Source organism: Pseudomonas sp. H3_D04, from assembly GCF_054669175.1.
Genome location: NZ_CP162801.1, coordinates 2512809 through 2538493, shown reverse-complemented (window position 1 = coordinate 2538493; position 25685 = coordinate 2512809). Strand labels below are relative to the sequence as shown.

Here is a 25685-nt window from a genome sequence, read left to right as displayed (position 1 = left end):
CCCCGATGATCCTGATTCTGTTACCCACGTCTGACTACGATCCCACAGAGAGCAGCGTTCCATGGCAGGCCATGCGTCAGGCCGGCATCGAGGTGCGCTTTGCATCCCCCCAGGGATTGCCCGCCTACGCCGATTCACGCCTGGTGGACATCGGCTTCGGCCTGTTGAACCCGCTGCTGATGACGCGCAAGGCCGACCTTGCCAGCTACGCCAGGATGATCGAAGACCCCTCCTTCCCGCCGACCGCTGAACTATGACGATGTGGACCCCGGCGAGTTCCAAGGACTGCTGATTCCCGGCGGGCATGCCAAGGGCATGCGCAGCCTGCTGGAGTCCGAGCAGGCGCGACGGATTGCCCTGCACTTTTTCAAGACAGACAAACCCGTGGCAGCGGTCTGCCACGGCGTACTGTTGCTTGCCCGAACCCTCGACCCCGATACCGGGCGTTCGGTGTTGCAGGGGCGCAAGGTCACCGCCCTGGTCGCCAACACCATGGAGCTGCCTGCCTGGGCAATCACCGCCGCCTGGCTCGGGCGCTACTACCGGACCTATACCCAAACCGTCGAAGCGGAAGTCACGGCCGCCCTGTCCAGCCCGACGGATTTCCTGCGCGGGCCCGTCCTCGCGGTGCGTGATTCGGCGGACCAGCCACAACGCGGGTTCGTCGTCCGTGATGGCCTGTTGTTGACCGCGCGCTGGCCGGGAGACTGTCATCGCTTTGCCGCCGAGTGGGTTCGCCTGCTTACCGGTTCACGTATTTGACGATGTAGGCGTACAGGTCGTTGTAAACGAAGTCAGGAACAACCAGGGCGTAAGTCTGGGTGTTGAGTAACGCCAAGTGGCATTCTTTAACTATCTCGTCACGCTCACTCAGGGTGTGGACATGATTATTGATGATGCTTTCATAGGCGCTGTATGCCGTTGGCGTCGTAGAGGGCGTCACGCAAGCGGTTGTGGTGTAGGTGATATGAGCACGCGAGACGCGTTCCTTCAGCGCCCCGAACCCGCGTTCATATACCGTGATTTGTGAACGATCGACCGCCTTCGAGGCGGTTTCGAAGGCCAGGATCACCGCTTGCTCATTCCTCATGGAGCTCTCCAGTGTCGATCGCGTGACAAACCTTTCCAGTTCGCGGTTTTCCAGGCTTTTAAAGGCTCTTTTGATGCACGAAACGTGAGCGAACTCCAGCGTGCAGCCAACGATATGCGTTTCGAACTGATAGCCGGCCGCCGTCGCGAGTGGTGGAAATGCCGCGAAATCGATGCTGTCGAACGCACACTCCATGATGATGTTGTATTTGAGTGTGAAGGCTTCGGTGAAGATTTTGGCGCAAAGCTCTCGTACGAAAGCTTCGGTATGTTCATAGGCATGCAGCACGCCAAGCTTGATCATCTCTGCGTATTGAGGATGTTTCTGCCGGTATTCGGGCAGGTAGAGACGGACATACTTGTCGTAGCGCCTGGTCGGCAGGAGTGTGTTTTCCAGCAGGAAGGTTTTACCCGAGCCTTGAAGCCCGGCAACCACCAGGATTTTCGGCGTTTCCTCGGCCGTGATGCCGCGGAACAGCGTGGTTTTGATGGCATTGAATGCGGCGCTGACTTGTTCAGTGGTGTAGGTGTAGTTCGGTGCGGAGGACATGCCTTGATTTCCTTATCAAAGAGCCGGCTGAAATTGATTGGCTGCCCTTTGAATAAAGCGCTGTTTCACCGCTTGTTCAAATACGTCTGTCTTTCAAGATATGTACCTGTTTTAAAAGGTAAATAATCCTACGCACCTGAAGCCAAATGCGCCTGTTCGACCGACCACCAACGCGGCAGCAAGTGTTTGACCTTGCTGTCGCCGAACCGGTCATCGATCAACATCACCACCCCTTGATCCTGCTGAGTGCGGATCACCCTTCCTGCCGCCTGCACGACTTTCTGTACGCCGGGATACAAGTAGGTGTAGTCATAACCGGCGCCGAAAATCGCCGCCATTCGATGCTTCATCTGTTCGTTGACCGGATTGAGTTGCGCCAGCCCCAGGGTGGCAATGAATGCACCGATCAGGCGTGCGCCGGGCAAATCGATGCCTTCACCGAACGCTCCGCCGAGCACCGCAAAACCTATGCCCTGGCTGTGCGTGGTGAACTGATCGAGAAAGGCCTGGCGTTGCCCTTCCGCCATGCCCCGGGACTGCGACCACAAAGTGATTTGCGGGTGTCGTTCGGCCAGCAACTGTGCCACTTGCTGCAAATAATCGAAGCTGCTGAAAAATGCCAGGTAGTTGCCGGGGCGTTGGCTGAATTGGCGGGCGATGAGTTCGACAATCGGTTCGAGGGACGCCTGGCGATGGACGAATCGGGTCGATATCTGGCTGACGATGTGCACTTTCAACTGGTCGGCATGGAACGGCGATTCGACATCAATCCACACTGTATCCGGCGGCGTACCCAGCAGGTCCGCGTAATAATGCCGAGGGCTCAGCGTCGCCGAAAACAGCACGGTGCTGCGCGCAGCCGTCAGGCGTGGGCGGATGAAACCGGCCGGCACCACGTTGCGCAGGCACAGTTGCGACAGGTTTTGTTTGCGTTCGAGGTCGCGCTTGCTGATGTCGAACAGGAACTGTTCATCGAAGAGTTCGGCCACCCGGCAAAACTGCAGCATGTCGAAGTAAAAACTCTGTAGGGCACTGTCCAGGCCTTGGGGATGATCGTTGAGATAATCGCCGATGCTCGCGCTGCATGACGACAGCGCCTGGAGAAGTTTTTCCGGTGCCTTGTCGTAGGCCTGATACGGCGCCAATTGCAGATTATGCAGGGCATTCCACTCACGATTGACCCGCTGCAACGGTTTTTTCAGGGCGTCCGGTGCGGTTTTTCGTACCCCGCTGAGGGTCGACTGATCGAGCGTGGCGCTGTACATCTGCCGGCCGCGTTCCACCAGGTTGTGCGCCTCATCCACCAACACCGCGACTTTCCAGTTATTGGCCTGAGACAAGCCGAACAGCAACGCACTGAAATCGAAATAGTAGTTGTAGTCGGCGACCACCACATCGGCCCAGCGGGCCATTTCCTGGCTCAGGTAATACGGACAGACCTCATGCGCCGATGCCACTCGGCGCAAGGCGTCCTGATTCAGCAGGCTGAGTTCGCTGGCGGCCTGGCGAGCGGCCGGCAAACGGTCGTAAAAGCCCTGGGCCAACGGGCAGGATTCACCGTGACAGGCTTTGTCCGGGTGCTCGCAGGCCTTGTCCCGGGCGATCATCTCCAGCACCCGCAGCGGCGGCGCATCGGCACTCTCCAGGATGACTTGCGCGGCATCCAGCGCCAGTTTGCGCCCCGGCGTTTTCGCCGTCAGAAAGAACACTTTGTCCAACTGCTGCGGCGCCAGGGCCTTGAGCATCGGAAACAGCGTGCCCACGGTCTTGCCGATGCCGGTTGGCGCCTGAGCCATCAGGCAACGACCGGTGCTGACCGCCTTGAACACCGATTCCGCCAGGTGCCGTTGCCCCGGACGAAAGTCGGCATGGGGAAACGCCAATTTCTGCGCCGCGTGATTGCGTGCTTCGCGATGGGCCATCTCCTGCTCGGCCCACAGCAGGAACAGCCCGCAATGATGCTCGAAGAACGACTGCAGCTCTCCGGCGCTGAAGGCTTCGACCAGGCAGGTTTCCTTTTCGCTGACAATGTCGAAGTACACCAGCGCCAGATTGATCTGCGCCAGTTCCAGCTTCTGGCACATCAGCCATCCGTAGACCTTCGCTTGCGCCCAGTGCAACTGCCGGTGGTTGGCCGGTTGCTTGCTCAGGTCGCCGCGATAGGTTTTGACTTCTTCCAGGCAGTTTTGCGCCGGGTCGTAGCCGTCCGCCCTGCCCTTGACCTTCAGGGTTCTATACAGGCCTTCGAGGGCGACTTCGCTTTGATAGCCCTCGCTTCGGCGCGAGGCGACAGTGCGGTGCCCGACGATGCCTTCCAGCGCGGTTGGCGACGGCGTGAAACGCAGGTCGAGGTCGCCGACCTTGGCGGTGAATTCACACAGCGCCCGCACCGCAATGCTGTAACTCAAGCGCTCTGCTCCGCCCATTGCACGTAGCAGACGGCGATTGGCATCTGGTGTTCGTGACAGAACTCCAGCCAGCGCAATTGGTTGTCTTGCAGGCGATCGCCGGGGCCTTTGACTTCGATCATGCGGTAGGTCTTGTGCTGCGGCCAGAACTGGATCAGGTCGGGCATCCCGGCCCGGTTGGCCTTGATGTCCAGCAACAGGCGATTGAACCAGTGCTTGAGGTGTTCGGCGGGCAGGCAGTCAAGCGCCTGATCCAGCAGTTCTTCGCTCAGCGCGCCCCAGAATACAAAGGGTGACTGCACGCCCCACTTGGCGACGTAACGCTCACGGATGGTCTGGCTATAACGCCCGTCATCGAGTTCGGCGAGACAGGCCTGAAACACCTCCGCCCGACGTGCATGGAAGTCTTCGTTGAGCAGGTCCACCGGCCCGCGCTGGAACGGGTGGAAAAACGCCCCCGGCAACGGCGCAAAGATCGCCGGCCAGCACAACAGGCCGAACAGCGAGTTGATCAGACTGTTCTCGACGTAATGCACCGGCGCCGAATCCTCCGCCAGGTGCGCCTGAACATGAAATTCGACCGACAGCGCCGGATCGGTCCTGGGCAAGTGCAGGTCCAGGCGCAGCATCTCCCGGGGAGATGGCCGCTTCATTGCCGGGCCGCCCAGTTTGCGCCGCAACCTGGGCACCACACGCAGCACATGCTGATGCTCGGTGGCGCTTTCCGGCGATTGCTCCGCGTGCGTGGCCAGATGCAGGGCCAACTGATATTCACCACAGCGTTCGAGCACACGGATAAGACGCACCCGAGCGCCGGGGTAGGCGCAATCGCGATAAATCGACAGCGCCGTGGAGAAATCCGTCATGCGTTCACAATGCTGACCAATCTGGAACAGCAACTTGCCCCGGCGTCTTTGCAGCCAAGGGTTGTCGAGTTGCACCTCGTTGATTTGCTCGACAATGTCCGCCACCTCTTCACCGGCCTCGAAACGTTGCTGGCAGTGGTGCAGAAACAGGCAGGCGTCCACGTCTTCACGGCTGCGCAAGCCCCGGGACTCGGCGCAGAATTCGACTTTCTCATAGGTAAAGATGCCGAGATCGGCCAGCACGAACTCTGACCAGTCCTGATAAAGGTTGCCGAAGAACATCAGCCGCAAGCGGTCGCACAGGTCCATGATGGTCAGCGTGAACAGCCGGTCGTTCAGTTGCGGGCACCATTGCGCGAAGCTCTGCGACTCGCAGAACTGCTCGCTCAGGGTCGCCAGCCATTCGGTCTTCTTGCCTTTGGGTTGATCGATGGCGGCACCGAAGCAGTGAAGAATCTCGGCCTTGAGCAGAACGTCGAACAGTTCCTCGATCTGTAGCGGCGATTGCGCAGAGATCCAGCCTGCCGCCAGCAATGGCTCGGCAGCACTGGCAATGTCGCCAATCTCGACGTAACTCAATTTGCCGGCCCTGAAATGCAGGCCCTTGCGCATCACCATCCTGACCAGCAGCGCCCGGGACTTGCGGGGTTGCCGACGAAAATCGCGGATGAAGGCTTGCTCCTCGACGCTCAGCACATCGGCATAACGATGTTCAAGCCAATCAAGCACTTGCATGAAGTTGTTCAAGTAATAGAACGGGTCGTCGAGAGGATTTTCAGTCACAGGAAAAAAGGGCCATGGCGAGCGAATACTGGTTATGCGTACAGATACCAGTTACAGCGCGTTGGGTGCAAACGGAAAAGGATAAGCGGCGGCGCTATTTGGCTATTTTCAGGTGACCATCGAACTTTCTGCCGTTCCACGGCACCAACCGGCATAGCGGCTTTTTTCACGCATTTGAGAGGTGGGTATGAATATCAAGACTCTGGGTTTGCCTTTGGCAGCGGCAGCCTTCCTGGCACTGGCCGGTTGCTCCACGCCAACGGTGGTGACGCTGCAGAACGGCACCCAGTATTTGACCGAAGACATGCCGAAAACCAAGACCAAGGACGGGTTTTACGAGTTTGAGGATATTTCCGGCGCGAAGGTGAAGGTCAATGCCAAAGATGTGGCCACGGTCCGCGAGGAAGACTGAGAACCGCATTATCGTTCTTCGCGAGCAAGCCTCGCTCCTACAGGGTTGTGCGATGTGAGGCTGGCCCGCGAAGAGACCGAGAATCTAAGGCATCCACGGCGTACTGTTATCGCAGGAGATGAACTTCCCTCCCCGTCTCCTCAGTTCTTCATGAATCTTCTGGCAGCGCTCGTAATCCTGCTGCATCGCGTGGTCGATGCTGATGTTGCCTGTCATCTCCGGCTGCTTGTCCCCCGAGCGAAATGTCACAAAAGGCTCTTCCGGCTGGAGCTGGAAACGGCTTTTTTCTACCAGCGGGTCGGCGGGTTCCGACGGTGCCGGTGTCGGCAGTTGATCTGGCGTCATGCCATAGCGGCTCAAAATCGAGCTATGAGGCAACTCCGCGGCGGCACTTCCTGATAACAGGGCCAGCGCCAGACCGATGAGGTGCTTCTTGCTGTTACTCACGTTGCGTAATCTCCTGATCCAGTACTCAATCCTGTTGTTGCAAGGTATTGGAGTCCGCAGGTGACTGTCGGGTCACGTGCTCAGGCAGGTTTACCGCGTTATCGTTCTTCGCGGGCAAGCCTCGCTCCTACAAGGAATCGCACAACCCTGCAGGAGCGAGGCTTGACCGCGAAGAGGCCCTTACCGGCGCCACATCACCCTCAGGCGATTACGATCCCGGCGCCAGACAAACTGTCCAGCCCAACTCCCACCAACGTCACCGAATCCCCGCCAAACGTCAGCACCGTATCCTGCCCCACCGTCGTGGCATGAGCCCGATAGTCATCATTCGGCGCGACCCCCTGAACCCCGAGGAATACCAGCTTGTCGTTTGCCTGATACCCCACCACCCGGTCCTGACCAAACGCACCGCTGAACAGGAACGTATCAAGCCCGCCCCCCGATTCCATCAGGTCATTCCCCGCCCCGCCCACAAACACATCGTTGCCCTGGCCGCCGATCAAATGATCGTTGCCGTCCAGACCGAACAACCAATCGCCCGTCGTATGCGCCTTGAGCGTATCGGCCCCCGTGCCGCCCTTCACCGATGACGCGTATGACGTCAGGTTGTTGCCGACGGCAAGTCCATTGGCCGTCACGCTGTGTGTCACATCATCCTTGAACAGCCCCCACAAGAACCCCGGTTCCTTGGTGACAATACTGCCGATGTCTCGGGTGATGCTGATACCGCCATTGGCGTCACGAACATAGAGGGTGCCGGCGCCGTCATTGGCAAAGTCGACATTCTTCACCGACTGCTGCAAGTCCAGCACGTTGTTGCCATTGCCTCCCAGCAGGATGTTGTAGCCGCCGCCGTCACGGAAGGTGTCGTTACCGTCACGCCCCTCCAGGTAGTCGTTACCTTTGCCACCCTGAATCAGGTCGTTGCCGTCGCTGCCGATGATGAAGGTACTGCCCTTGTGGGTTTCGGCGTTGCGATTGAGGTCCTGAACCCAGGTATTGGCGCGTGCCGGGTCCGAGAGATTGGCGACGACGATCGTCGAGTCCTTGCTGGTGAGGTCGTAGAACTTCGATTCGATCACCCGGTTCATGCCATCGCCATAGGCGGTCGGCAAGTGCGAGATCCAGGTCGGGATGTTGAGGATGGAGAACGGCAGCACATTCCATGCGGTCGAGGCGTAGTGATCGTTGAAGCTGACGATGTTATCGGTCGCCGAGGCCTTGGCGGCATCGTGCACACCCACCGACGACAGGTTGAAGGATGAACCGTCGAGGGCCCGAAACACCGGGTCGTTTTCATAGCCGACATTGAGCACTTTGTCGGTGCTGCTCTGGGTCGGGGACGCGTAGGCGATGTAGTTGGAGTCCTGGTAGAACCCGGACCACTTCTCCGCGCTCAAGTCAGCCAGGCTGTTGACCGCCAGCCCGCCGAGGCTGTGGCCGCTGACCAGCACGTTTTTGCCCGACAGGCCATTGGCCTGGGCAAAAGCCATGACGTCGCCGAGCAGATTGCCGAAGGCTTCACCCACATAGTTTTTCGCATAATCCTTGGGACCTAGCGCCGCCAGCAGATCGTTGATCACGTCGCCGATGGAATCGCCGATCAAGATTTCCCGCGGGCCGCTGGTGCCGCGAAAGGCGATGCCGATTTCGCTGAGATGGCCTTGAGCATCGTACTTGCCGAGGATTTCGACCTGCGCGCTGGTGTACCCGGCCTTCTCGCCGAAGAACGTTCCGCGAGCGTCGACCTTGCCGTCATAACCCAGTTGCGAGGCCGTGATGGGCGTCCAGCCGGCTTTTTGCACGGCCTCCAGGGCGGCTTTTTCCGAATCGGGGTTCCAGGGAATGCCGGGGATCACGCCTTGAGAATCGGTGCCGCCCAGCAGAGCGGTAACCAAAGTCGCCGGCAAGCCCAGGCCGAAGCCGTTGTGCTGGTAGCCGGTGGCAAAGCCATTGTCGAGGTTGTGATAGGAATACAGCGTGATCGCCATCGCGTCGGTGAATAACGCTTTGGAATCGGCTGTGCCGAAGTTTTTGTAGTCATACACACCCATTGGTATTGCCTCTCTTTTGTTGGAATTGTCAGAGATAGCTCACAACCAGGACGCCTCATTCACGAGGCGCCCCAGAGCATTTAGTGGATGCAGCCTTTACGCAAACGTGATGCCTGACGCCGACAGGCTGTCCAGTCCTACTCCCACCAGGGTCACGGCAAAATCGCCCACTTTCAGCACCGTGTCATGGCCCGACTGCGAAGCGTGTTGCTTGTAGTCATAACCCTGCCCCGCGCCCTGAACGCCGAGGAACACCAGCTTGTCGTTGCCCTGGTAGCCATTGATCGCGTCGAAACCGAAGGCGCCGCTGAACAGGAAAGTGTTGTGGCCTCCCGAGGCCTGCATCAGGTCGTTGCCCGCGCCACCGACGAAGGTCACCTGGCTTTTGTCGCTGCGCAGCAGGTCGTCGCCGGCATGACCGAACAACCAATCGCCGTCGACGCTGGCCGCCAGTGTGTTGCCGTAGGCGTCACCGTTGAGCGAGTGGTTGTAGTGGGTCAATTCACTGCCGTTGAGCAAGCCATTGGCGGTGACGCTGTAAGTCACCTCCTTGCTGCCCCACCATGAACCCGACTCCTTGCTCACCAGCGAACCGATGTCGCGGGTCATGCTGATGCCACCATAGGCATCGCGCACGTACAGGGTGCCGTCGCCGTCGTTGGCAAAACTGAAGTTCTGCAACGGCTTCTGCAATTCGAAGGTGTTGCTGCCCTTGCCGCCCAGCAGAAGGTTGTAGCCGCCGTCGTCGCGCAAGCGATCGTTACCGTCGCGGCCTTCGATGAAGTCATTGCCGGCACCGCCCTTGAGCAAATCGTCGCTGTCGGTGCCGATGATGAAGGTGCTGCCGGTGTGGGGTTCGCCGCTGCGTCCGAGGTCCTCGACCCAGGTGGTACCCCGAGACGACTCCGCCAGGTTGGAGACGATCAGCGTTGAGTCCTTGTCGGTGAGGTCGTAGAACCGCGAGTCGATCACCCGGTTCAAACCGTCGGCATAGCCCAACGAGCCATGGGCTGACCAGTTCAGCGGATTGAGGATGCTGAACGGCACCAGGTTCTGCGCGGTGGACGCGTACTGGTCGTTGAAGTTGACGATGTTGTTGGTCGCCGAATCCTGATGACCGTCGTGCTTGCCCAAGGACCCACTGCTGAACGTGGTGCCGTCGAGCACCCGGAACACCGGGTCGTTCTCGTAGCCGATGTTCAACACGTTGTTGCCGGTGGCGCTCTGGGTCGGTGAGGCGAACGCGATGTAATTGGCGTCCTTGTAGAAGCCGCCCCAGTTGTTGCCGCTCAATTCGGCGAGGCTGTTGACCCCCAACCCGCCGAGGCTATGGCCGCTGACCATGACATCCCTGGCGCTCAGGCCATGGGCGATGGAAAACGCGGCAACGTCCTTGAGCAAGTTGTCAAAGGCGTTTTTCGCGTAATTCGTCGCGTAATCCACCGGGCCGACGGCGGCCAGCAGGTTGTTCTTCATGTCGCCGAAGGTGTCGCTGTACCCCAGGCCTCCGGTGCCCCGGAAGGCAATGCCGATACCGATCAGCTTGCCCGCCGTGTCGTACTTGCCGAGCACTTCGGCTTCGGCGCTGGTGAAGCCGTCCTTCTCACCATAGAAAGTGCCCTGAGCACCGACCTTGCCTTGATAACCCAGTTGTTTGGCGCCAATCGGCGCCCACGCGGTGGTCGGCAGTGGCTGACCGGTTGGCGTGTACGCATACAGCGTCAGGGCGATGGCGTCGCTGTACAGCGCCTTGCCGTCAGCATTTTTGTAATCAAACAGTCCCATGTTGTTTGCTTCCTTTGCGTTAAATCAGAACTGCCAGTCGAGTGTCAGACCTACACCGTGGTCTTTTTCGTTGGAGCCCAGCAGTCCGTTGTAATCCAGGCTCACACGCACATCCTTGGCCACCGCCAGACCGGCGCGCGCACCAATGACGGCGGCGTTACGATCCAGAGACACGCTCTGCACGCTGAACCCGGTATTGCCGTTGGCGAAGGCCAGGTGGTCTTCGGAACGGGTGTTGCTCAGGTTGTGCTGCCAGCCCAGGGTGCCGGACAGTTCCAGTTGCTGTTTGTCCGACAGGGCAATGGCTTTGCTCGCCCGCACACCGAGGGTCGAGAGCACGGCGTCGCGGTTGTCTTCGCCCCCCTTGAGCGCGGCGGCATCGCCTTTCTCGGTGAAGCTGTCGCGGTTGAGGTGCACGTAAGCCAGGTTGGCAAACGGTTCCAGGGCCAGCGGTTGCAGGTCCAGGCGATACGCGGCTTCGGTAAACAGCTGGGCGGTGGTCGCATCGCGTTTGGATTTCTGTTTGCCGCTGACGTCACCGAATTGCAGGTCACGTTTCACATCGATGCGATGCCAGCTATAAGCGCCGCCGACACTCAAGCGCAGTGCATCGATTTCATGGCCCAGGTAGGCGCCCAAGTGGTAGCTGTCGACCGAGGCCGACGAATGCGTGCCATCGCCCATGCTCAACGAGCTGTCGCTATACCCGGTGACGAAACCGAGCCGCGTATCTTCAGTGATGAGACCGTCGACACCGGCCAGCAAGCCGCCGATGGAGCTGGTGGAACTGGCGTTGTCATGCCCGCCGTCGCTCTTGCCCCAGGCGCCGAGGACTTTGACCCAGGCATTGCTGCGGTCATCGGTAGGTGCCGCGGCATCGAACAGATCACGCTCACGCAGGCGTTCGCCGACGGCATCGCGCAGGTAACGGCTGTCGTTGATCAGCAACGTGCCGATCGCCGGATGAATCTCACCGGACAGTTGCTGGAAGGCTTGTTGCGCGACGGCAGCGGTCGGCGACAGCAACAGGGTTTCATAGAGCGGATTGCCCGCGCCCAGTTGCTCGGCAGCGGCAGCCACGGCACGTTGGTTCGGGGTCTGGCCGATGCTGGCGAAGGACGCGGCGTTGCGCTCTACCGCCAGTTGGATGCCAGTAGCCGAGTAGTCGAGCGCGCCGCCGATGAACAGGTAGTTCGGCAGGACTGCGCCAAACCGCCCTTCGATGCCGCCAGCTGCTTGCAGGATGTTGTATTGATTGCCAAGCAGCGATTGCACGTCGCTGGTGGTCAGCAAGGTCGGGCTGTTTTCCAGGGACAGGCTGACAGTCGCGCCTTCGATCACTGCTTTACCGCCCGCGATGATCTGGTCGCTGCTGGTCGGTGACAATTCCACGGCGTAGGTCGAGCCCGGCTCGAATGTCACGTCACCCGCGACCTGCAAGGTGCCGATGGAATTGCCGGGGGCCACGGTGCCGCCGCTTTTCGCGGTCAATGCGCCGATGCGGCCGTTACCGCCGAGGATCCCGCTGTCGTTGACGGTGACCGCCGAGAGCAGCGAGCCGTTGATCGCCAATCGACCCTGATTGACCAGCGTCGGGCCGGCGTAAGTGTTGGCGCCGGTCAGCACCAGCGTGCCGATGCCCTGCTTGGTCAGGCCGCCGTGGCCGGAAATGTCGTTGCGCCAGACGTCCCGGCCACACTGCACGTCATTGCACACGCGCTCGGTCGGTTTGCCCGCATCGATAATCGCGCCGATGCCGGGCAAGTCCGCGACAAATTGGCTGGAGCCGTAGGCGCCCTGGATGCGGAACTCCTCGGGTATGTCTTGCTCGGTGACCAACATCGCCGGGCCATCGATGCCTTTGCGCAGGTTGATCATGCCCCAGCCATACAGCGCGTCGACACCCGGTGCGCCCATGTCGGTGGCCGTGGTGCGCAGCACGCTGGCAACCTGGGCGCCAGTCATGTACGGGAAGCGTTCCATCAGCACCGCCACCGCGCCCGCGACGTGCGGCGCCGCCATGGAGGTGCCGTTTTTGTTGGCGTAGCCGATGGTCATGTTATCGGCATTGGTGCCGCCGATGACTGCGCTGAAGATCTTGCTGCCCGGTGCCGACACGCAGAAACTCGCGGTGTAGCCGCAACGCGACGAGAAGGTGCTGATGTTGTAGAGGTCCGGGCTGTTGAGGTCCGGGTTCTTCTGCAAGGCCGCGACGGTCATCCAGTTCGGTGCGATTTCGGGGACGAAATAACCGAGCCCGGCAATGGCGTCCGGGTTGTTGAGGTTGTAGTCGTTGCCGGCGGCGAAGATCGTCACGATGCCGCTGCGAGCGGCCGCGATCGCACCGTCATAGGCACCGCCCTGGCGCGTGCCGAGGATGGGTTGGATCTGATTGAATTGCAGTTGCGCGTCCTGCACGGTGAAGTGCGGATACGCCGGGTCGCGGCCGCCCAGGTCGAAGCGATCGGTGATGCCGATGCCCCAACTGTTGTTGATGATCCGCGCCCCGCTGGCGATCAATGCATCCCAACCGGCCTTGTACACCGCGCCGTCGTTGCCGAGGATGATCCCGTCTTCGGGGCCCGGGTCGCCGTTGTCGGCACTGATGATTTGCGCGTTGTACGCCACGCCGTGCATTGGATTGCCGTCACGGCTGCCCGCGGCGATCCCGCCGACGTGAGTGCCGTGGGAGCCGAGCTTGCCGTCGTAGCCGACCGAGGGCGAACCGTCATACACAAACGCATCGCCGGCTTTGACCGGGATGTACGGGTCGGTGTATTCGCGGATGCCGCGGGTGACCAGAGTGACGACCTTGCTGGCACCGGAAAACTCCGGATGCTGGGCGTAAACCGGTTGATCGAAGATCCCCAGTTTCACGCCTTTGCCGCTGTAACCGGCGGCGTAGGCATCCTGGGCATTGATGGCGCCCAGGCCCCAGTCAGCGTTGAACTCAGCGCTGCGCCAACTGTTGGGATCGCCTGCTTTGCCGCTTTCCACGTAGGGCACCGCTTGTGCGGTGCCTACTGAAGCCAGCGCACAAAGCAGGGCTCGGTTGAGTGCTTTCAAGGCGAATAAGTTGTTGTTCTTAACTTTCATACAGCGACCATCCTTAGTTGTCTTGCCAAAATCCCTGTGGCGAGGGGGCTTGTCGGAACGCCGCATCGTCCCGTTCGGCTGCGCAGCAGTCGCGAGCCCGGCAGATGCGTTTTGTCTGCCAAATCACCGCTGCCTGTTTTGGGGCGGCTTCGCCACCCAGCGGGAGCAAGCTCCCTCGCCACATTTAATGTTTGCCACGTTTTTTGTTCGTGTTTTTAAAACTGCCAATTGAGGCTTAGCCCTACGCCATGGCTCTTCTCGCGGCTGGCCAGTTGGCCGGTGTAATCGAGGTTCACGCGAATGTCCCGGCTCAGGGCCAGGCTGGCATGCGCGCCTACCAGTGCCGCGTCACGTACCATTGGCGTCCCTTCCACCGAGAACGCCGTGCTGCCGCTGGCAAATGCCAGATGTTCTTCAGCATCGGTATTACTCAGGTTGTGCTGCCAGCCGAGACTGCCGCTCAGGTCTAGTTGCTGCTGGCCGGACAGGTTCACCGTTTTCAATGCGCGCACGCCCAGGGTGCTGAGCACCGCATCCCGCGTGCCGCCAGTGCTTTTCAGTGCAGCGCCATCACCTTTCTCGGTGAAACCCTCGGTGTCGAGGTGCACGTAGGCCAGGTTGGCGAAGGGTTCGAGCGCGAGCGGTTGCAGATTCAGGCGATACGCCGCTTCACCGAACACTTGAGTGGTGCCGGCATCGACCTTGGCTTTCTGCTTCGCGCTGACGTCGCCGTATTGCAGGTCACGTTTGACGTCGGCACGATGCCAGCTGTAGGCACCGCCGGCACTCAAGCGCCAGGCACCGACTTCGCGGCCGGCGTATGCACCCAAGTGATAGCTGTCGACCTTGGCCGATGAATGCGTGCCCGAGCCCATGCTCACCGAACTGTCGCTGTAACCCGTGACCAGGCCGATCCGGGTTTGCTCGTCAATCGCGCCATCGACACCGGCAAGCAAGCCGCCGATCGAGGTGGTGTAACCGGCGGTGTCATGGCGGTCATCGGTCTTGCCCCAGGCCCCAAGCGCCTTGATCCAGCCATTGCTTTGCGCGCCTTTGGCGTCAACCAGTCGCTCACCGATTGCATCGCGCAGGTATCGACTGTCGTTGATCAGCACCGAACCCAACGCCGGGTAGATTTCCCCCGACAACTGCTGGAACGCCTGCTGTGCGGACGTCGCGGTGGGCGACAGCAACAGGCTTTCGTACACCGCATTCCCTGCCCCAAGCCCTTCCACCGCGGAAGCGACGGCGCGCTGGTTCGGCGTCTGGCCGACGCTGGCGAACGTCGTGTCGTTACGCTCCACGCTCAGTTGAATACCGGTGGCGGCGTAATCGAGGCTGCCGCCGATGAACAGATAGTTGGGCAACACCGCACCGAACTGACCTTGAATGCCGCCGGCCGCTTGCAGGATGTTGTATTGCTGACCGAGCAGGCTTTGCACTTGTTGAGTGCTGAGCAAGGTCGGGCTGTTTTCCAGTGACAGGCTGACCGTCGCACCGCTGACCGTGGCCGTGCCGCTCGCAACGATCCGGTCGCTGTCGGTCGGAGACAGCTCCACCGCGTAAGTCGAGCCGGGAGCAAACGTGACGTCGCCGGCGACCTGCAAGGTGCCAATGGAATTGCCCGGCGCGACGGTAGCGCCGCGGTTGGCCGTCAGATCCCCGACTCGTCCTGAACCGCCCAGCGTGCCCCCGTCATTGACGGTCACACTGGATGCCAACGAACCGTTGACCGACAGCAGGCCGCCATTGACCGTGGTTGGCCCGCGATAGCTATTGTCACCGGTCAGCATCAAGCGTCCGGCTCCTGACTTGATCAGGCTTCCTTCGTAGACCCGAGTGGTGGCGGCAAGATCGCGGGCCATGCCGACGGCGTAATCCGTCTGATCCTGCTGACTGGCACCGGCCGGTACGCCATTCTCCCAGCCCTTGGTCCTCAACGTCTGTTGCCAGGCACTGCGTTCGGCCGCGTCTTCACTCTGCCGCTGGATCAGCGCGTTGTCCGAGATGTCGTTGCTCCAGACATCGCTCTGCCCTGCCCCCAGATTGGCGTCGAAGCGCCCGAGCAATTGCCCCGGCCCGCGCATCGCCCGTTCGAGGTTGGCCACGCCCCAGCCGACGCGGGTATTGGGCGCCTGGGTGACGGAACCGTCTAGTTGGGTGGCGGTGGTCAACAGGGTTTCCAGCGCCTGCTGGTTGGTCATGTACGGATAGCGTTCCATCACCAGCGCCAGCGCGCCGGTAGCATGCGGCGCGGACATGGACGTGCCGGACTTGATCGCATAACCGGCGTCGGGAATGGTGCTGTCGATCTTCGCACCGGGGGTGGTGATGCACCAATACTTGGCGATTCCGCACTGGTTGTACTTTTGCTGGTTACTTTGATCCAACCCCGACACCGCCAGCCAGTGGCCTTCCAGGTCCGGCTGGAAGTAAGGCAAGGCCGAACGCACGCTGGCATTGGGGTAACCGCTGTTGCCGGCGCTGAACACATTGATCACACCGCGACGGGAAACGTCAGCCGCCGCATCGAGCCAGGTGCCTTTGTTCCAGTGCTGGGCGTAGGCGGCGTGCAGATCGTCGAGGGTGCGATAGCTGACGTCCGGTGGCTGGCTGCCCCAACTGTTATTGATCGCCCGCACACCGGCGTCGGCCAAGGCGTTATAGACTGCTTTGAAGTAGCGCGGATCCGGATTGGGGCCGAACAGAAAACTGTCGTTCTTGTTGGTATTGCCGACGTAGACCTGCGCGTTGTACGCCACACCGTGCATGCCGGTGCCATCGCGGGAGGCGCCAATGGTGCCGGCGACATGGGTGCCGTGGGAGTCGTTGTTGGCGTTGAGGGTGCCGTCGACATTGAACAGTGAGCCGTCGACGTAGCTGCCGCTGGCCAGTACCGCGTGGTAACGGTCGGTGGCGAATTCGGGATGGGCTGCATCGAAGCCTGAATCGAGTTCGCCGATTTTCACACCCTTGCCGGTGATGCCAGCGGCGTAGGCCTGGTCGGCCTGCATGCGGGCCAGTCCCCAGTCCCGCTGAAATTCCACCGAGCGCCAACTGGCCGCATCGCCCAGGGTGCCGTTTTCCTGATAAAGCGCCTGGGCCGAGCCTGGCGCTACTGAAATCCAGAGCAATAACGTGCCGACCGACATCGGCTTGATCTGTACGTCCATGTCAACTTCTCGCTTTTTTGGCGTTTTTAGAATTCTGGTTGCCCACTTGGGGCTGCAACGCAACAGCTCAAATCATTGAGATCTCGGGCCTTGACCGAATGCCTCGTCCACCTTGGCCAGATCCTGCTCATTCAAGGTCCCGGCGTAGTAATGCAACTTGGTCCAGGCCATCAGGTAGTCGTACCTTGCCTGAGCCAAATCCCGGCGGGTGGTAAATAGTTGTTGTTCGGCATTCAACGCATCCAGGTTCACCCGCTCACCGCCCAGGATGCTTTGCTTGGTCGAAACCACCAGCGCTTCCGCCGATTTCAGGGCTTTCTGATAAGCGCGCAACTTGTTCACCCCCGACAGGCAGGCACTGAATTGCCGACGCAGCTCGATCAGGGTTTCCCGGGTCTTGCCATCGAGTTCGTACTCGGCCTGTTCCATGGTGCGGCTGGCCTGACGGGTCGACGCCGACACCCCGCCGCCGGCGTACAACGGCACGCTGACTTCAATGCCGATGGTGTTGGTGTCGTAACGCTGGTTGTAGGTATTGCCGCTTTCCGATTCGTTCTGGCGCACCGAAGCGTAGGCACTGACTTTCGGCAGGTGTCCGGCGCGGTTGCGTTCGACTTCATACCGCGCGACTTCCACCGCCTGACGCTGGGAGGCCAGGTTCGGGTTGTTGGCCACGGCCATCTCGTGCCAGGTGTCGTAGTTGGCCGGCAGCAGGCTGAAGGTCTGGAAGTTCTGGTCCAGCGGCGCCAGATCGGTGATGTCGACGGCCGGCACGCCAATCAGCGCGCCCAGTTCGCGCAAGGACGCGTCCTGCTCGTTGCGTGCCTCGATTTCCTCGGCGGTCGCCAGTTCGTAGCGAGACTCGGCCTCAAGAATATCGGTGCGCGTGCCCTCGCCCTGGCGGAACATCTGCTCGTTCTGCTGGAATTGTTGTTCGAAGGCCTTCTTCTTCGCCAGCGCGATGTCGATCTGATCCTGGGCGAACAGTGCATTGGTGTAGTTTTCCAGCACACGAACCAGCAATTCCTGGCTCTTGCCGCGGAACGCTTCGTCGGCAAACAGCGACTGCGCCACGCCTTTGCGATACCCCGCGTAGGCTTCGTAATCGAGCAACGGCTGTTGCAGGGTCAGGTTCGAGCCGTAGCTGCCGTAGTTGCGGTCCTCGGTGAAGTCCGGCCGACCTTCATTGATTTGGGTGACCTTGGAGGTGTTGCGCCCCTTGTTGTAGGTGTAACCGAGCCTGGGCAACAACCCGGCCCGGCCTATGATGCGGTTTTCAAGGCCGGCATCGCGTTCCTTCATGGCGCCAAGGAATACCGGGTCATTGCGCAACGCTTGCTCGTAGATATCGAAAGGCCCCATGGCGGCCATCGCACCGTTGCACGTCAGCAACGCCAGGGTGGCTGTGAGCATTGAAAGCTTATTCATACAGCCGAACATCCTTATTCCTCGGTCAACGCGGAGCCTGCCCGGTCGAGCAGCGGTTTGAACAAATAGTTGAGGAGTGAACGTTCACCGGTGCGCACGAACATTTCCGCCGGCATGCCGGGCTTGATCACCAGCCCGTTGAGTTTTTCCATGGCCTGATCGCTGACGCTGCTGCGCAGCACGTAGTACGGCGCGCCGGTTTTCTCGTCGACCATCTGGTCGGCGGAAATCAGGCTGACTTCGCCGGGTACGCGCGGTGTACGGCTCTGGTTGAACGCGGTGAACAGAATGTCCACCGGCAAGTGGGTGCCGACCTTGTCGATCAGGTTGATCGGCAAGTGCCCTTCCACTTCCAGGCGGGTGCCTTGCGGCACGATCTCCAGCAAGGTGTCGCCCTGGCGGACCACCGCACCTTCGGTGTGAACTCCAAGGTTGACCGCGATGCCGTCGGCGGTGGCGATGATCTCGCTGTGTTGCAGATCAAACCCGGCGGAAGTCAGCTGCTCTTCCAGGGTCACGCTTTTGAGTTGCGCGTCGGCCAGTTGCGTGCGGACTTCTTTCTGGTATTCCTCGATGTGCTGTTGCAGCTTCAGGCGCGACTCGAGGATGCCCTGCTCGACCCGGCCGCTTTCGCCGCTGTTTTCCGCCAATTGCTGCTGCACCTGCGACAGCTGCCGCTGGAACTCCATCAAGCGATTGCGCGGAATGTAGCCGTTGTCTGCCAGGGGCTGAAGGTTACTCAGTTGTTGCTGCAAGGAGCTGGCCTGAGCCGAAAGGTCGGTACGCGCTCGGCGCATGCCGGCCAATTGCGCGCTGGCGCCTTCGATGCTGGCGCGCAGACCCGCCTGCTCGCGGGAAAACGCTTCGCGGCGGCTGCTGAACAATTGCCGCTGGCCTTCGAGGACCAGCGCCAGGCGTGGGTCGGGATCGTTGCTCAGTTCCGCGGGGAAATTCACCTGCTTGAGGTTGTCCCGCTCGCTCTGCCAACGCGCCAGGCTGGCCCAGGCCATGCGGTATTGCGCTTGCAGCGATTGCACATCGGCCGCGACCTGGGTCTGGTCGAGCTGGAACAGCGGTTGGCCCTGCTTTACCACCTGGCCTTCGCTCACCAGGATCCGGCTGACCACGCCGTTGCTCATCGATTGCACGGCCTTGCGCTTGCCCGAGACCACGACCGTGCCTTGCACCGGGATTCCTTGGTCAAGCGGCGCGAGGCTGGCCCAGGTGAAGAAACTGCCAGCACCGACGATCGCCAGAATCCAGCCCATGCGGGAGAAGAAACGAGCATCACGCTCAGGGCGTTCGGCGATGTAATCGTGTTCCATCGTCGCTTCGTTTTCAGTGTTAATGCGAGCGCTGGTCATACACCCGAATTCCTTGTCGTAGGCTGATACTGGCGACTCATGCTGAGCCCGCCCGGTGCTTGCGCCGGTTTTTCACGTTGCTGTTCCTGGGCGCCGGAGAGTGCCTTGAGCACTTCCTGGCTGGGGCCAAAGGCCTGTAAACGACCGTCGTTGAGCACCAGCAACTTGTCAGCCTGAGCCAGCGCCGAGGAACGATGGGTCACCAGAATCACGCTCGTGCCCTGAGCCTTCATTTGCGCGATGGCGCCGGCCAGCGCCGCTTCGCCCACGGTGTCGAGGTTGGAATTGGGTTCATCGAGCACCACCAGGCTTGGCTTGCCGTACAGCGCGCGGGCCAACGCCACCCGTTGCTTCTGGCCGCCAGACAAGCCACTGCCGTCCTCGCCCAGCACCGTGTCGTAGCCCTGCGGCATGCGCAGGATCAGTTCATGGACGCCCGCCTGTTGCGCCGCTTCGACGACTTTTTGCGAATCCGCTTCGCGAAACCGGGCGATGTTTTCCGCGATGCTGCCGCTGAACAATTCGATGTCCTGGGGCAAGTAACCGATGTAGGGACCCAGATCGTCGCGGTTCCAGCGATGGATGTCCGCGCCATCAAGCCGCACCGTGCCGCCAAGGGTTGGCCAGACGCCAACCAGCACCCGGGCCAGGGTCGACTTGCCGGAGCCGGAGGCGCCGAGTACGCCCAACACTTCGCCGGCACTCAGGCTGAAATTGACCATGTGCAGGGTCGCCGCGCGTTGCCCCGGAGGGCCGGCGCTGACTTGTTCGAAGGTGATCTGCCCCTTCGGCGCCGGCAGCGCCATGGCTTCGTCACTCGGTGGAAAGGCTTGCAGCAGCGAATCAAGACGACGATAAGCGAGCTTGGCGCCGCTCCACTGTTTCCACACCGCGATCAGCTGATCGATGGGGCTCAGGACACGGCCCATCAGAATGGAGCCGGCGATCATCATTCCGGCGGTCATATCGCCCTTGATCACCAGTAACGCGCCGAGGCCCAGGACCAGGGATTGCAGGCACAGCCGCAAGGTTTTGCTCAGGGAGCTGATGATGGCGCCGGTGTCGCTGGCCTGATTTTGCAGACCGAGAAAACGCGAATGCACCTGGAACCAGCGCTTGCGCAACACGCCGAGCATGCCCATCGCCTGGATGGTTTCGGCATTGTGCAGATGACTGGTGGCCAGTTGGCTGGACTTCTGGGAAAACCCGGCGGCTTCGCCCAAGGGCTTTTTGGTCATTGCCTCGTTCAGACACGCGAGACCGATGAGCACCAGCGCGCCCACGGTCGCGAACACACCGAGCCAGACGTTGAACAGGTAGATCACGAAGAGGTAGACCGGAAACCACGGTGCGTCGAAGAAGGCAAACAGCGCAGGACCGGTGACGAATTGGCGAATGTGGGTCAGATCGCCAAGGGACTGACCGGCGTTGCCCTCGCCCTTGAGCAGGTTGCGCTCGAACGCGGCCTGATACACCCGCAGGTTGAAACGGCGCTCCAGCTGGCTGCCGATGCGGATGACGATGAAGCTGCGCACGATCTCGAGCAACCCGATGAAGGCGAAAAATCCGACCACCATCAGCGACAACATGGCCAGGGTGGTTTCGTTTTGCGAAGACAACACGCGGTCGTAGACCTGGAGCATGTAAATCGACGGGACCAGCATCAGCACATTAATTAACGCGGTAAAACAACCGACGCTGATCAGGATGCTCTTATAGTCGCCCAGTGCCTTGAATAACGGTGCGGTGGCCGGGCTCATTGCCATCTTCATGGTTTCTTCCTGAGGTGTTAATCCTCGTCATGCCTGACGAAGTTTCCATTAACTGTCCGCGCAGAGGCAGATATAGGTTTGGCGCATCAGCGCTTACAAACCAATAACAACTTTTATTCTGGTTTGGTGCTTATAACGATAATGACCGTCGCTCTTTCGCCGTTGCCTTTTAATTACTGCGTCTGGCGCACAAGTGTTATGACCAGCGCGGATTTCAATGTGGCTTTATAAGCGCCGTCACGTTGACGGCTGAGAAATAGAATCTTCGAACCTTCGTTGCCGGTGATCGCAATGCCGTCCGGTTCCGGGAACCAACCGGTAGCGGTTTTGCCATCCAGCCAGGCGCTAAGGCAGCTGGCGCCCTCACCCAATGTCTGGGTTTGCTGAAAGTCGATGACGCACACGTTGGACGGTTTGTCTTGCAACGCCCGGGACTCTGGCGAGTCATCTTTGGCGCTGAGAGTCGCCTGCCATTTGCCGGCCAGTTCCGACGGATCCGCTAATTTCAGGCTGCTTGACATGGCTGTCTCTCCAAAAAAAATCATCAACGTCGCCAGGAGCCACGCGGTTGTAAGGTTGGTAAAGGCTTTATGAGCCATAGGTTGTTGTACTCCGGCAGCGGTCTTTGGCACAGAGGGCGGCGCATCGGCGCCACCCTCCTTATCGCTACATCACGCGGCGATGTCCGAGAACGCCGCCTGGCCAACGGTGCTGACCAGGAAGTCAGCCACGCCATGCCCGGAGAAGTCCACCGCCAACTGGCTGTTACCGCCCGAAGAGGTCAACACGGCATCGCCTGCCGCACCGGTGAACGAATTCACGAAGTGCAGGCCCGCGCCTTTGGTGATGGCGGTCAGGTCGATCTTGTCCAGGCCACTGACAAAGTCGAGGATCTGATCAGTCGCACCCGGCTTGGAATCGCTGCTCGCTGCGAACACAAAAGTGTCCGAGCCGGTACCGCCCCACAGCTTGTCCGCACCGCCCGCGCCGAAGAGGATGTCGTTGCCGGCACCGCCCTTCAGCTCGTTGGACACGCCATTACCAATCAGCAGGTCGTTACCCGAACCGCCAATCGCGTTCTCGATGGTTGCACCCTTGGCAATGGAAACGTTGCCTACCATGCCGCCAACATCGGAGAACGAGGCCTCATTGAGGTTGATCTTCTGGTTCTGGGTAAAACCGGAGAAGTCCAGCGTGTCTTTGCCGCCCGCATCCCACACCGAGAACACGACCTTGTCCGACGACGAAGACGCGCTCAGGAAATCGCGACCGGCATTGGAGTTGAAACCGTAGGTGGTGTCACCGGTGCGGGTGGTGGTGTTGGCACCGTAGAGCTTCTGGATGGCGGCAATATCGTCCAGCAACGGACCGGACGCATAGGCTTCGACGCCGGCCTTGCTGAAGTTCTGGTCGGTATTGCTTTCACTCCAGTAGCTCATGAGGCTGTAGCCGCGGGTGTCTTCCGCGTAGGTCGCGTCGTTGTAAGTCGGCGCGCCTTCACCGGCGTTGTAGTCGCCGGGGTGGGCCAGGCCCAGGGAGTGACCGATTTCGTGGGTCAGGGTTTGACGACCGTAGTTGTTCAGGTCCGGTGTCTTGTTGGGCGTGTAGCTGCTGTTGGTCAGGTACCAGGAAGTACCGTCATAACCGGCGCCGGTGCCAGGCAGGTAGGCGAATGCCGCTGCGCCGTCCTGGCCGCTGCTGTAATTGCCGAAGGTCATGTGACCGTCGCCGCCTGTGGCTTTCTCGGTGAAAGTGACTTTGGCCACATCGGCCCAGGATTGCATGGCGAGCACGGCCTGGGCTTTCTGCTGGGCGCTGAACTGACTGAAACCGGAAATCCCGTGCTTGTTCATGGTGCTCGACGACGCCGAGGTCAGGAACGTGTAGGTCAGTTCGATTTTGCCGCTGCCGTCCTTGTCCTGGTAGGCAGCGCCGTCGCGCAGCAATTGCGTCGCTGCCTCGTCGACGGAGTAGGAAGGTTTGCCATTGACCGTGAGATTGCCACCCCGGTCATACTGATGGCTGAAGCTGTCGATCTGGTTGTACGCAGAACTGGGCGCAGCCAATGCTTGCAATGGCGAAAAGGCCTGTTCGGCAAGATCAATAGCGTTGTTTTTAACTTTCGACATAAACACACTTCCTTGTTTAGCAATGGAACAGTTTTTGTCAGATAGCGACAATCTCTGGCGAGATCGTCCTATCACTCGCCCAATGAAGGCGAAAGAAAACTGACACAATTCGAAATCGAACGTCTACATTTTTTTTGACGTCAAATTGTTCTGCCCCGGCAAGTACCCGGAAACAATGCCTGCGCTGTCGAAATATAGTTTTTAGTTGAGGGTTTCGGACTAATTGTCTGACAATTGCGTATTTAAATATTAAATAGAGGTAAGTTGTTTTTTGTCGAGAGCGTCTCACTTTTCCGTGACTTATTAATATGAGTGCCAGTGCAATGCCATCAGCCAAATCAAACGCCCGATGAGGGGCAGCCAGCCGCGATGACTTCCAGATGAACAGGAGTCGATGGTGAACACGTTGCGTGTTCACCATCGCATTTACCCACCGCCATCACTGCTTTCTAAACCTCATCAACAACGGACAAGACCGTTTCTCGACTGTCCAGGATCCCCAGTTGCTGGAGGATGTCATTGATGCCCCCCCATAGGCCGAGATCCTCAGGTGTCGGGGCTTCGACCAAGATACGACGCAAGCTCAGGTTGACCTTCAACCTGCCATAGGCGATTTCATCGGACTGGGCGCCTTTATCGATGATTCGCTTGGCAGCGAGGTTAATCTCTCCTTCAACGTAAGCTTGCAAAGCTGATTTTTTCATTGCGATTCTCCTTTGCAGACGTCATGTCTGTGCCGGAAACGCTACAAAGGATTTTGCCAGCCATCTACTGTCAGAATTTACAGGTCCAGACGGTCAATGCCGCGATTGGGTTATGGCCTCAACTCCCCGTCCGAATCTTGTTCCACACCCTCGTCCGAATCCGGTCGATATTCAGCGGCATCGCCTCCAGGGCGAACAGCTTGCCCATCATTTCCGGGCTCGGATAAACCTTGGTGTCATTCTTGATGGCCGGGTCGATCAGGCTGTCGGCCTGCTGGTTGCCGTTGGCGTAGTGAACATACTTACTGATGCTGGCCATGACGTCCGGGCGCAGCAGGTAGTTCATGAACGCGTAGCCGGCCTTTTCGTCCGGGGCGTCGGCGGGCATGGCGACCATGTCGAACCAGATCGCGGCGCCTTCCTTGGGAATGGCGTAGCCGATGTCGATACCGTTTTTGGCTTCTTTGGCACGGTTTTCGGCTTGCAGGATGTCGCCGGAGAAGCCGACGGCCACGCAGATGTCTCCGTTGGCCAGGTCGCTGGTGTATTTGGATGAGTGGAAATAGCTGACGTAGGGCCGGACTTTCATCAGCAGCGCTTCAGCTTTTTTGTAGTCTTCCGGGTTCTTGCTGTGGTGCGGCAGCCCGAGGTAATTCAGCGCGGCCGGCAGCAGTTCGGGGCCGTTGTCGAGGATGGCGACGCCGCACTTTTGCAGCTTGGCCATGTTCTCGGGCTTGAAGATCAGGTCCCAGGAGTCCACTGGCGCGTTGTCGCCCAGCACGGCTTTTACCTTGGCGATGTTGTAACCGATACCGGTGCTGCCCCACAGGTATGGGAAACCGTGTTCGTTACCCGGGTCGTTGGTCTGCAATGCCGTGAGCAATACCGGGTTGAGGTTCTTCCAGTTCGGCAGCTGGTTCTTGTCGAGCTTCTTCAGCGCCCCGCCCTGAATCTGCCGTGCCATGAAGTGGTTGGACGGGAATACCACGTCGTACCCGGATTTTCCGGTCATCAACTTGCCGTCCAGGGTTTCGTTGCTGTCGTAGACGTCGTAGCTGAAGGCGATGCCGGTTTCTTTCTGGAAGTTTTTGGTGGTATCCGGCGCGATGTAGTCCGACCAGTTATAGATCTTGACGGTCTCGGCGGCATGGCTGAGGGACGCGACAAGCGCAAGGGGTGCCAGGGTCAGTGTCTTTCGGATCATGAGTCGATTCCTGTATGGGTTGTTTTTGGCAGGCAATCAAAGGATCAAAAATCAAAAAATCAAAACGTAGGTCTTGCGCACGGTTTCCTGGATATCCCAGATGCCGAGGCTGTTGGCCGGCAACATCAGTGCGTCGCCGGCTTCGATGTAGAGGGTTTCACCGTCGTCCGGGGTGAACGTGCAGCGCCCCTGGATGAAGTGACAGAATTCCTGGGCAACGATCTGCCGGCGCCAGCGGCCGGGCGTGCATTCCCAGACGCCGGTTTCGACGCCGTCGTCGCGTTCGACGCTGGTGGTCGAAGCCACCGCCACCGGCGCTCCCAACGGCACGGCGACGGGGTTCGACTCCTCCAGTTCCAGTGTTGCGGTGTTCTTGAATTGCGTGATGCCCATGGGAGTACCTGTCGATTGAGCCTGTAGA

General features: G+C 60.0%; 17 protein-coding genes and 1 pseudogene. 2 read left to right on the top strand and 16 right to left on the bottom strand.

Annotation, left to right across the window (positions count from 1 at the left end; all coding sequences use genetic code 11):
- Positions 1 to 5 precede the first annotated feature (5 nt).
- Positions 6 to 762, top strand: a pseudogene (locus tag AB4N91_RS11795) (DJ-1/PfpI family protein).
- Here AB4N91_RS11795 and AB4N91_RS11790 read toward each other — a convergent pair.
- The 3 genes from AB4N91_RS11790 to AB4N91_RS11780 form a co-directional block, all read right to left on the bottom strand.
- The gene (locus AB4N91_RS11790) at positions 743 to 1639 is read right to left on the bottom strand and encodes a zeta toxin family protein (protein WP_154911687.1); all 897 of its coding nucleotides are present in this window, start codon (positions 1637 to 1639) and stop codon (positions 743 to 745) included. The pseudogene AB4N91_RS11795 and the gene AB4N91_RS11790 overlap by 20 nt on opposite strands.
- Before the next feature lie 128 nt (positions 1640 to 1767).
- Positions 1768 to 4047 carry an ATP-dependent DNA helicase gene (locus AB4N91_RS11785; RefSeq protein WP_154911686.1) on the bottom strand — a complete coding sequence of 760 codons (2280 nt, stop codon included), beginning with the start codon at positions 4045 to 4047 and terminating at the stop codon, positions 1768 to 1770.
- A complete protein-coding gene (locus AB4N91_RS11780; protein ID WP_224795481.1) occupies positions 4044 to 5648 on the bottom strand; it encodes a VRR-NUC domain-containing protein in 1605 nt (534 codons plus the stop codon). The genes AB4N91_RS11785 and AB4N91_RS11780 overlap by 4 nt, the downstream gene beginning before the upstream one ends.
- Before the next feature lie 235 nt (positions 5649 to 5883).
- Here AB4N91_RS11780 and AB4N91_RS11775 point away from each other — a divergent pair, with 235 nt between their 5' ends.
- Positions 5884 to 6108, top strand: coding sequence for a YgdI/YgdR family lipoprotein (locus tag AB4N91_RS11775; RefSeq protein WP_010460381.1), 225 nt, complete (start codon positions 5884 to 5886; stop codon positions 6106 to 6108).
- Positions 6109 to 6192: 84 nt separating this feature from the next.
- Here the strand turns inward: AB4N91_RS11775 and AB4N91_RS11770 are convergent, their stop codons facing one another.
- The 13 genes from AB4N91_RS11770 to AB4N91_RS11710 form a co-directional block, all read right to left on the bottom strand.
- Positions 6193 to 6555, bottom strand: coding sequence for a hypothetical protein (locus AB4N91_RS11770; protein ID WP_154911684.1), 363 nt, complete (start codon positions 6553 to 6555; stop codon positions 6193 to 6195).
- A 200-nt stretch (positions 6556 to 6755) separates the two neighbouring features.
- Positions 6756 to 8609, bottom strand: coding sequence for a polyurethane esterase (locus AB4N91_RS11765; protein WP_010460385.1), 1854 nt, complete (start codon positions 8607 to 8609; stop codon positions 6756 to 6758).
- Positions 8610 to 8705: 96 nt separating this feature from the next.
- Positions 8706 to 10394, bottom strand: a complete 1689-nt coding sequence (locus tag AB4N91_RS11760) for a polyurethane esterase (protein WP_154911683.1) — start codon at positions 10392 to 10394, stop codon at positions 8706 to 8708.
- A gap of 24 nt (positions 10395 to 10418) precedes the next feature.
- Positions 10419 to 13490, bottom strand: coding sequence for an autotransporter serine protease (locus tag AB4N91_RS11755; RefSeq protein WP_154911682.1), 3072 nt, complete (start codon positions 13488 to 13490; stop codon positions 10419 to 10421).
- Between the two features lie 215 nt (positions 13491 to 13705).
- Positions 13706 to 16663: an autotransporter serine peptidase EprS gene (gene eprS, locus AB4N91_RS11750; RefSeq protein ID WP_460112479.1), complete on the bottom strand. Its 2958-nt coding sequence runs from the start codon at positions 16661 to 16663 to the stop codon at positions 13706 to 13708.
- Between the two features lie 72 nt (positions 16664 to 16735).
- The gene (locus tag AB4N91_RS11745) at positions 16736 to 18103 is read right to left on the bottom strand and encodes a TolC family outer membrane protein (protein ID WP_042932057.1); all 1368 of its coding nucleotides are present in this window, start codon (positions 18101 to 18103) and stop codon (positions 16736 to 16738) included.
- Between the two features lie 2 nt (positions 18104 to 18105).
- Positions 18106 to 19455: an HlyD family type I secretion periplasmic adaptor subunit gene (locus AB4N91_RS11740; protein WP_154911680.1), complete on the bottom strand. Its 1350-nt coding sequence runs from the start codon at positions 19453 to 19455 to the stop codon at positions 18106 to 18108.
- Positions 19452 to 21227, bottom strand: a complete 1776-nt coding sequence (locus tag AB4N91_RS11735; protein WP_102593484.1) for a type I secretion system permease/ATPase — start codon at positions 21225 to 21227, stop codon at positions 19452 to 19454. Before AB4N91_RS11735 ends, AB4N91_RS11740 begins: the two co-directional genes overlap by 4 nt.
- A gap of 173 nt (positions 21228 to 21400) precedes the next feature.
- Positions 21401 to 21826, bottom strand: a complete 426-nt coding sequence (locus tag AB4N91_RS11730; RefSeq protein ID WP_077747857.1) for an AprI/Inh family metalloprotease inhibitor — start codon at positions 21824 to 21826, stop codon at positions 21401 to 21403.
- A gap of 72 nt (positions 21827 to 21898) precedes the next feature.
- Positions 21899 to 23356 carry a serralysin family metalloprotease gene (locus AB4N91_RS11725; protein ID WP_077747856.1) on the bottom strand — a complete coding sequence of 486 codons (1458 nt, stop codon included), beginning with the start codon at positions 23354 to 23356 and terminating at the stop codon, positions 21899 to 21901.
- A gap of 449 nt (positions 23357 to 23805) precedes the next feature.
- Entirely contained in the window at positions 23806 to 24060 is a 255-nt protein-coding gene (locus tag AB4N91_RS11720; RefSeq protein WP_460112478.1) for a hypothetical protein, read from the bottom strand.
- Positions 24061 to 24178: 118 nt separating this feature from the next.
- A complete protein-coding gene (locus AB4N91_RS11715) occupies positions 24179 to 25264 on the bottom strand; it encodes a polyamine ABC transporter substrate-binding protein (RefSeq protein ID WP_154911679.1) in 1086 nt (361 codons plus the stop codon).
- Between the two features lie 51 nt (positions 25265 to 25315).
- Positions 25316 to 25657, bottom strand: a complete 342-nt coding sequence (locus tag AB4N91_RS11710) for a cupin domain-containing protein (protein WP_010460408.1) — start codon at positions 25655 to 25657, stop codon at positions 25316 to 25318.
- Between the last annotated feature and the right edge of the window lie 28 nt (positions 25658 to 25685).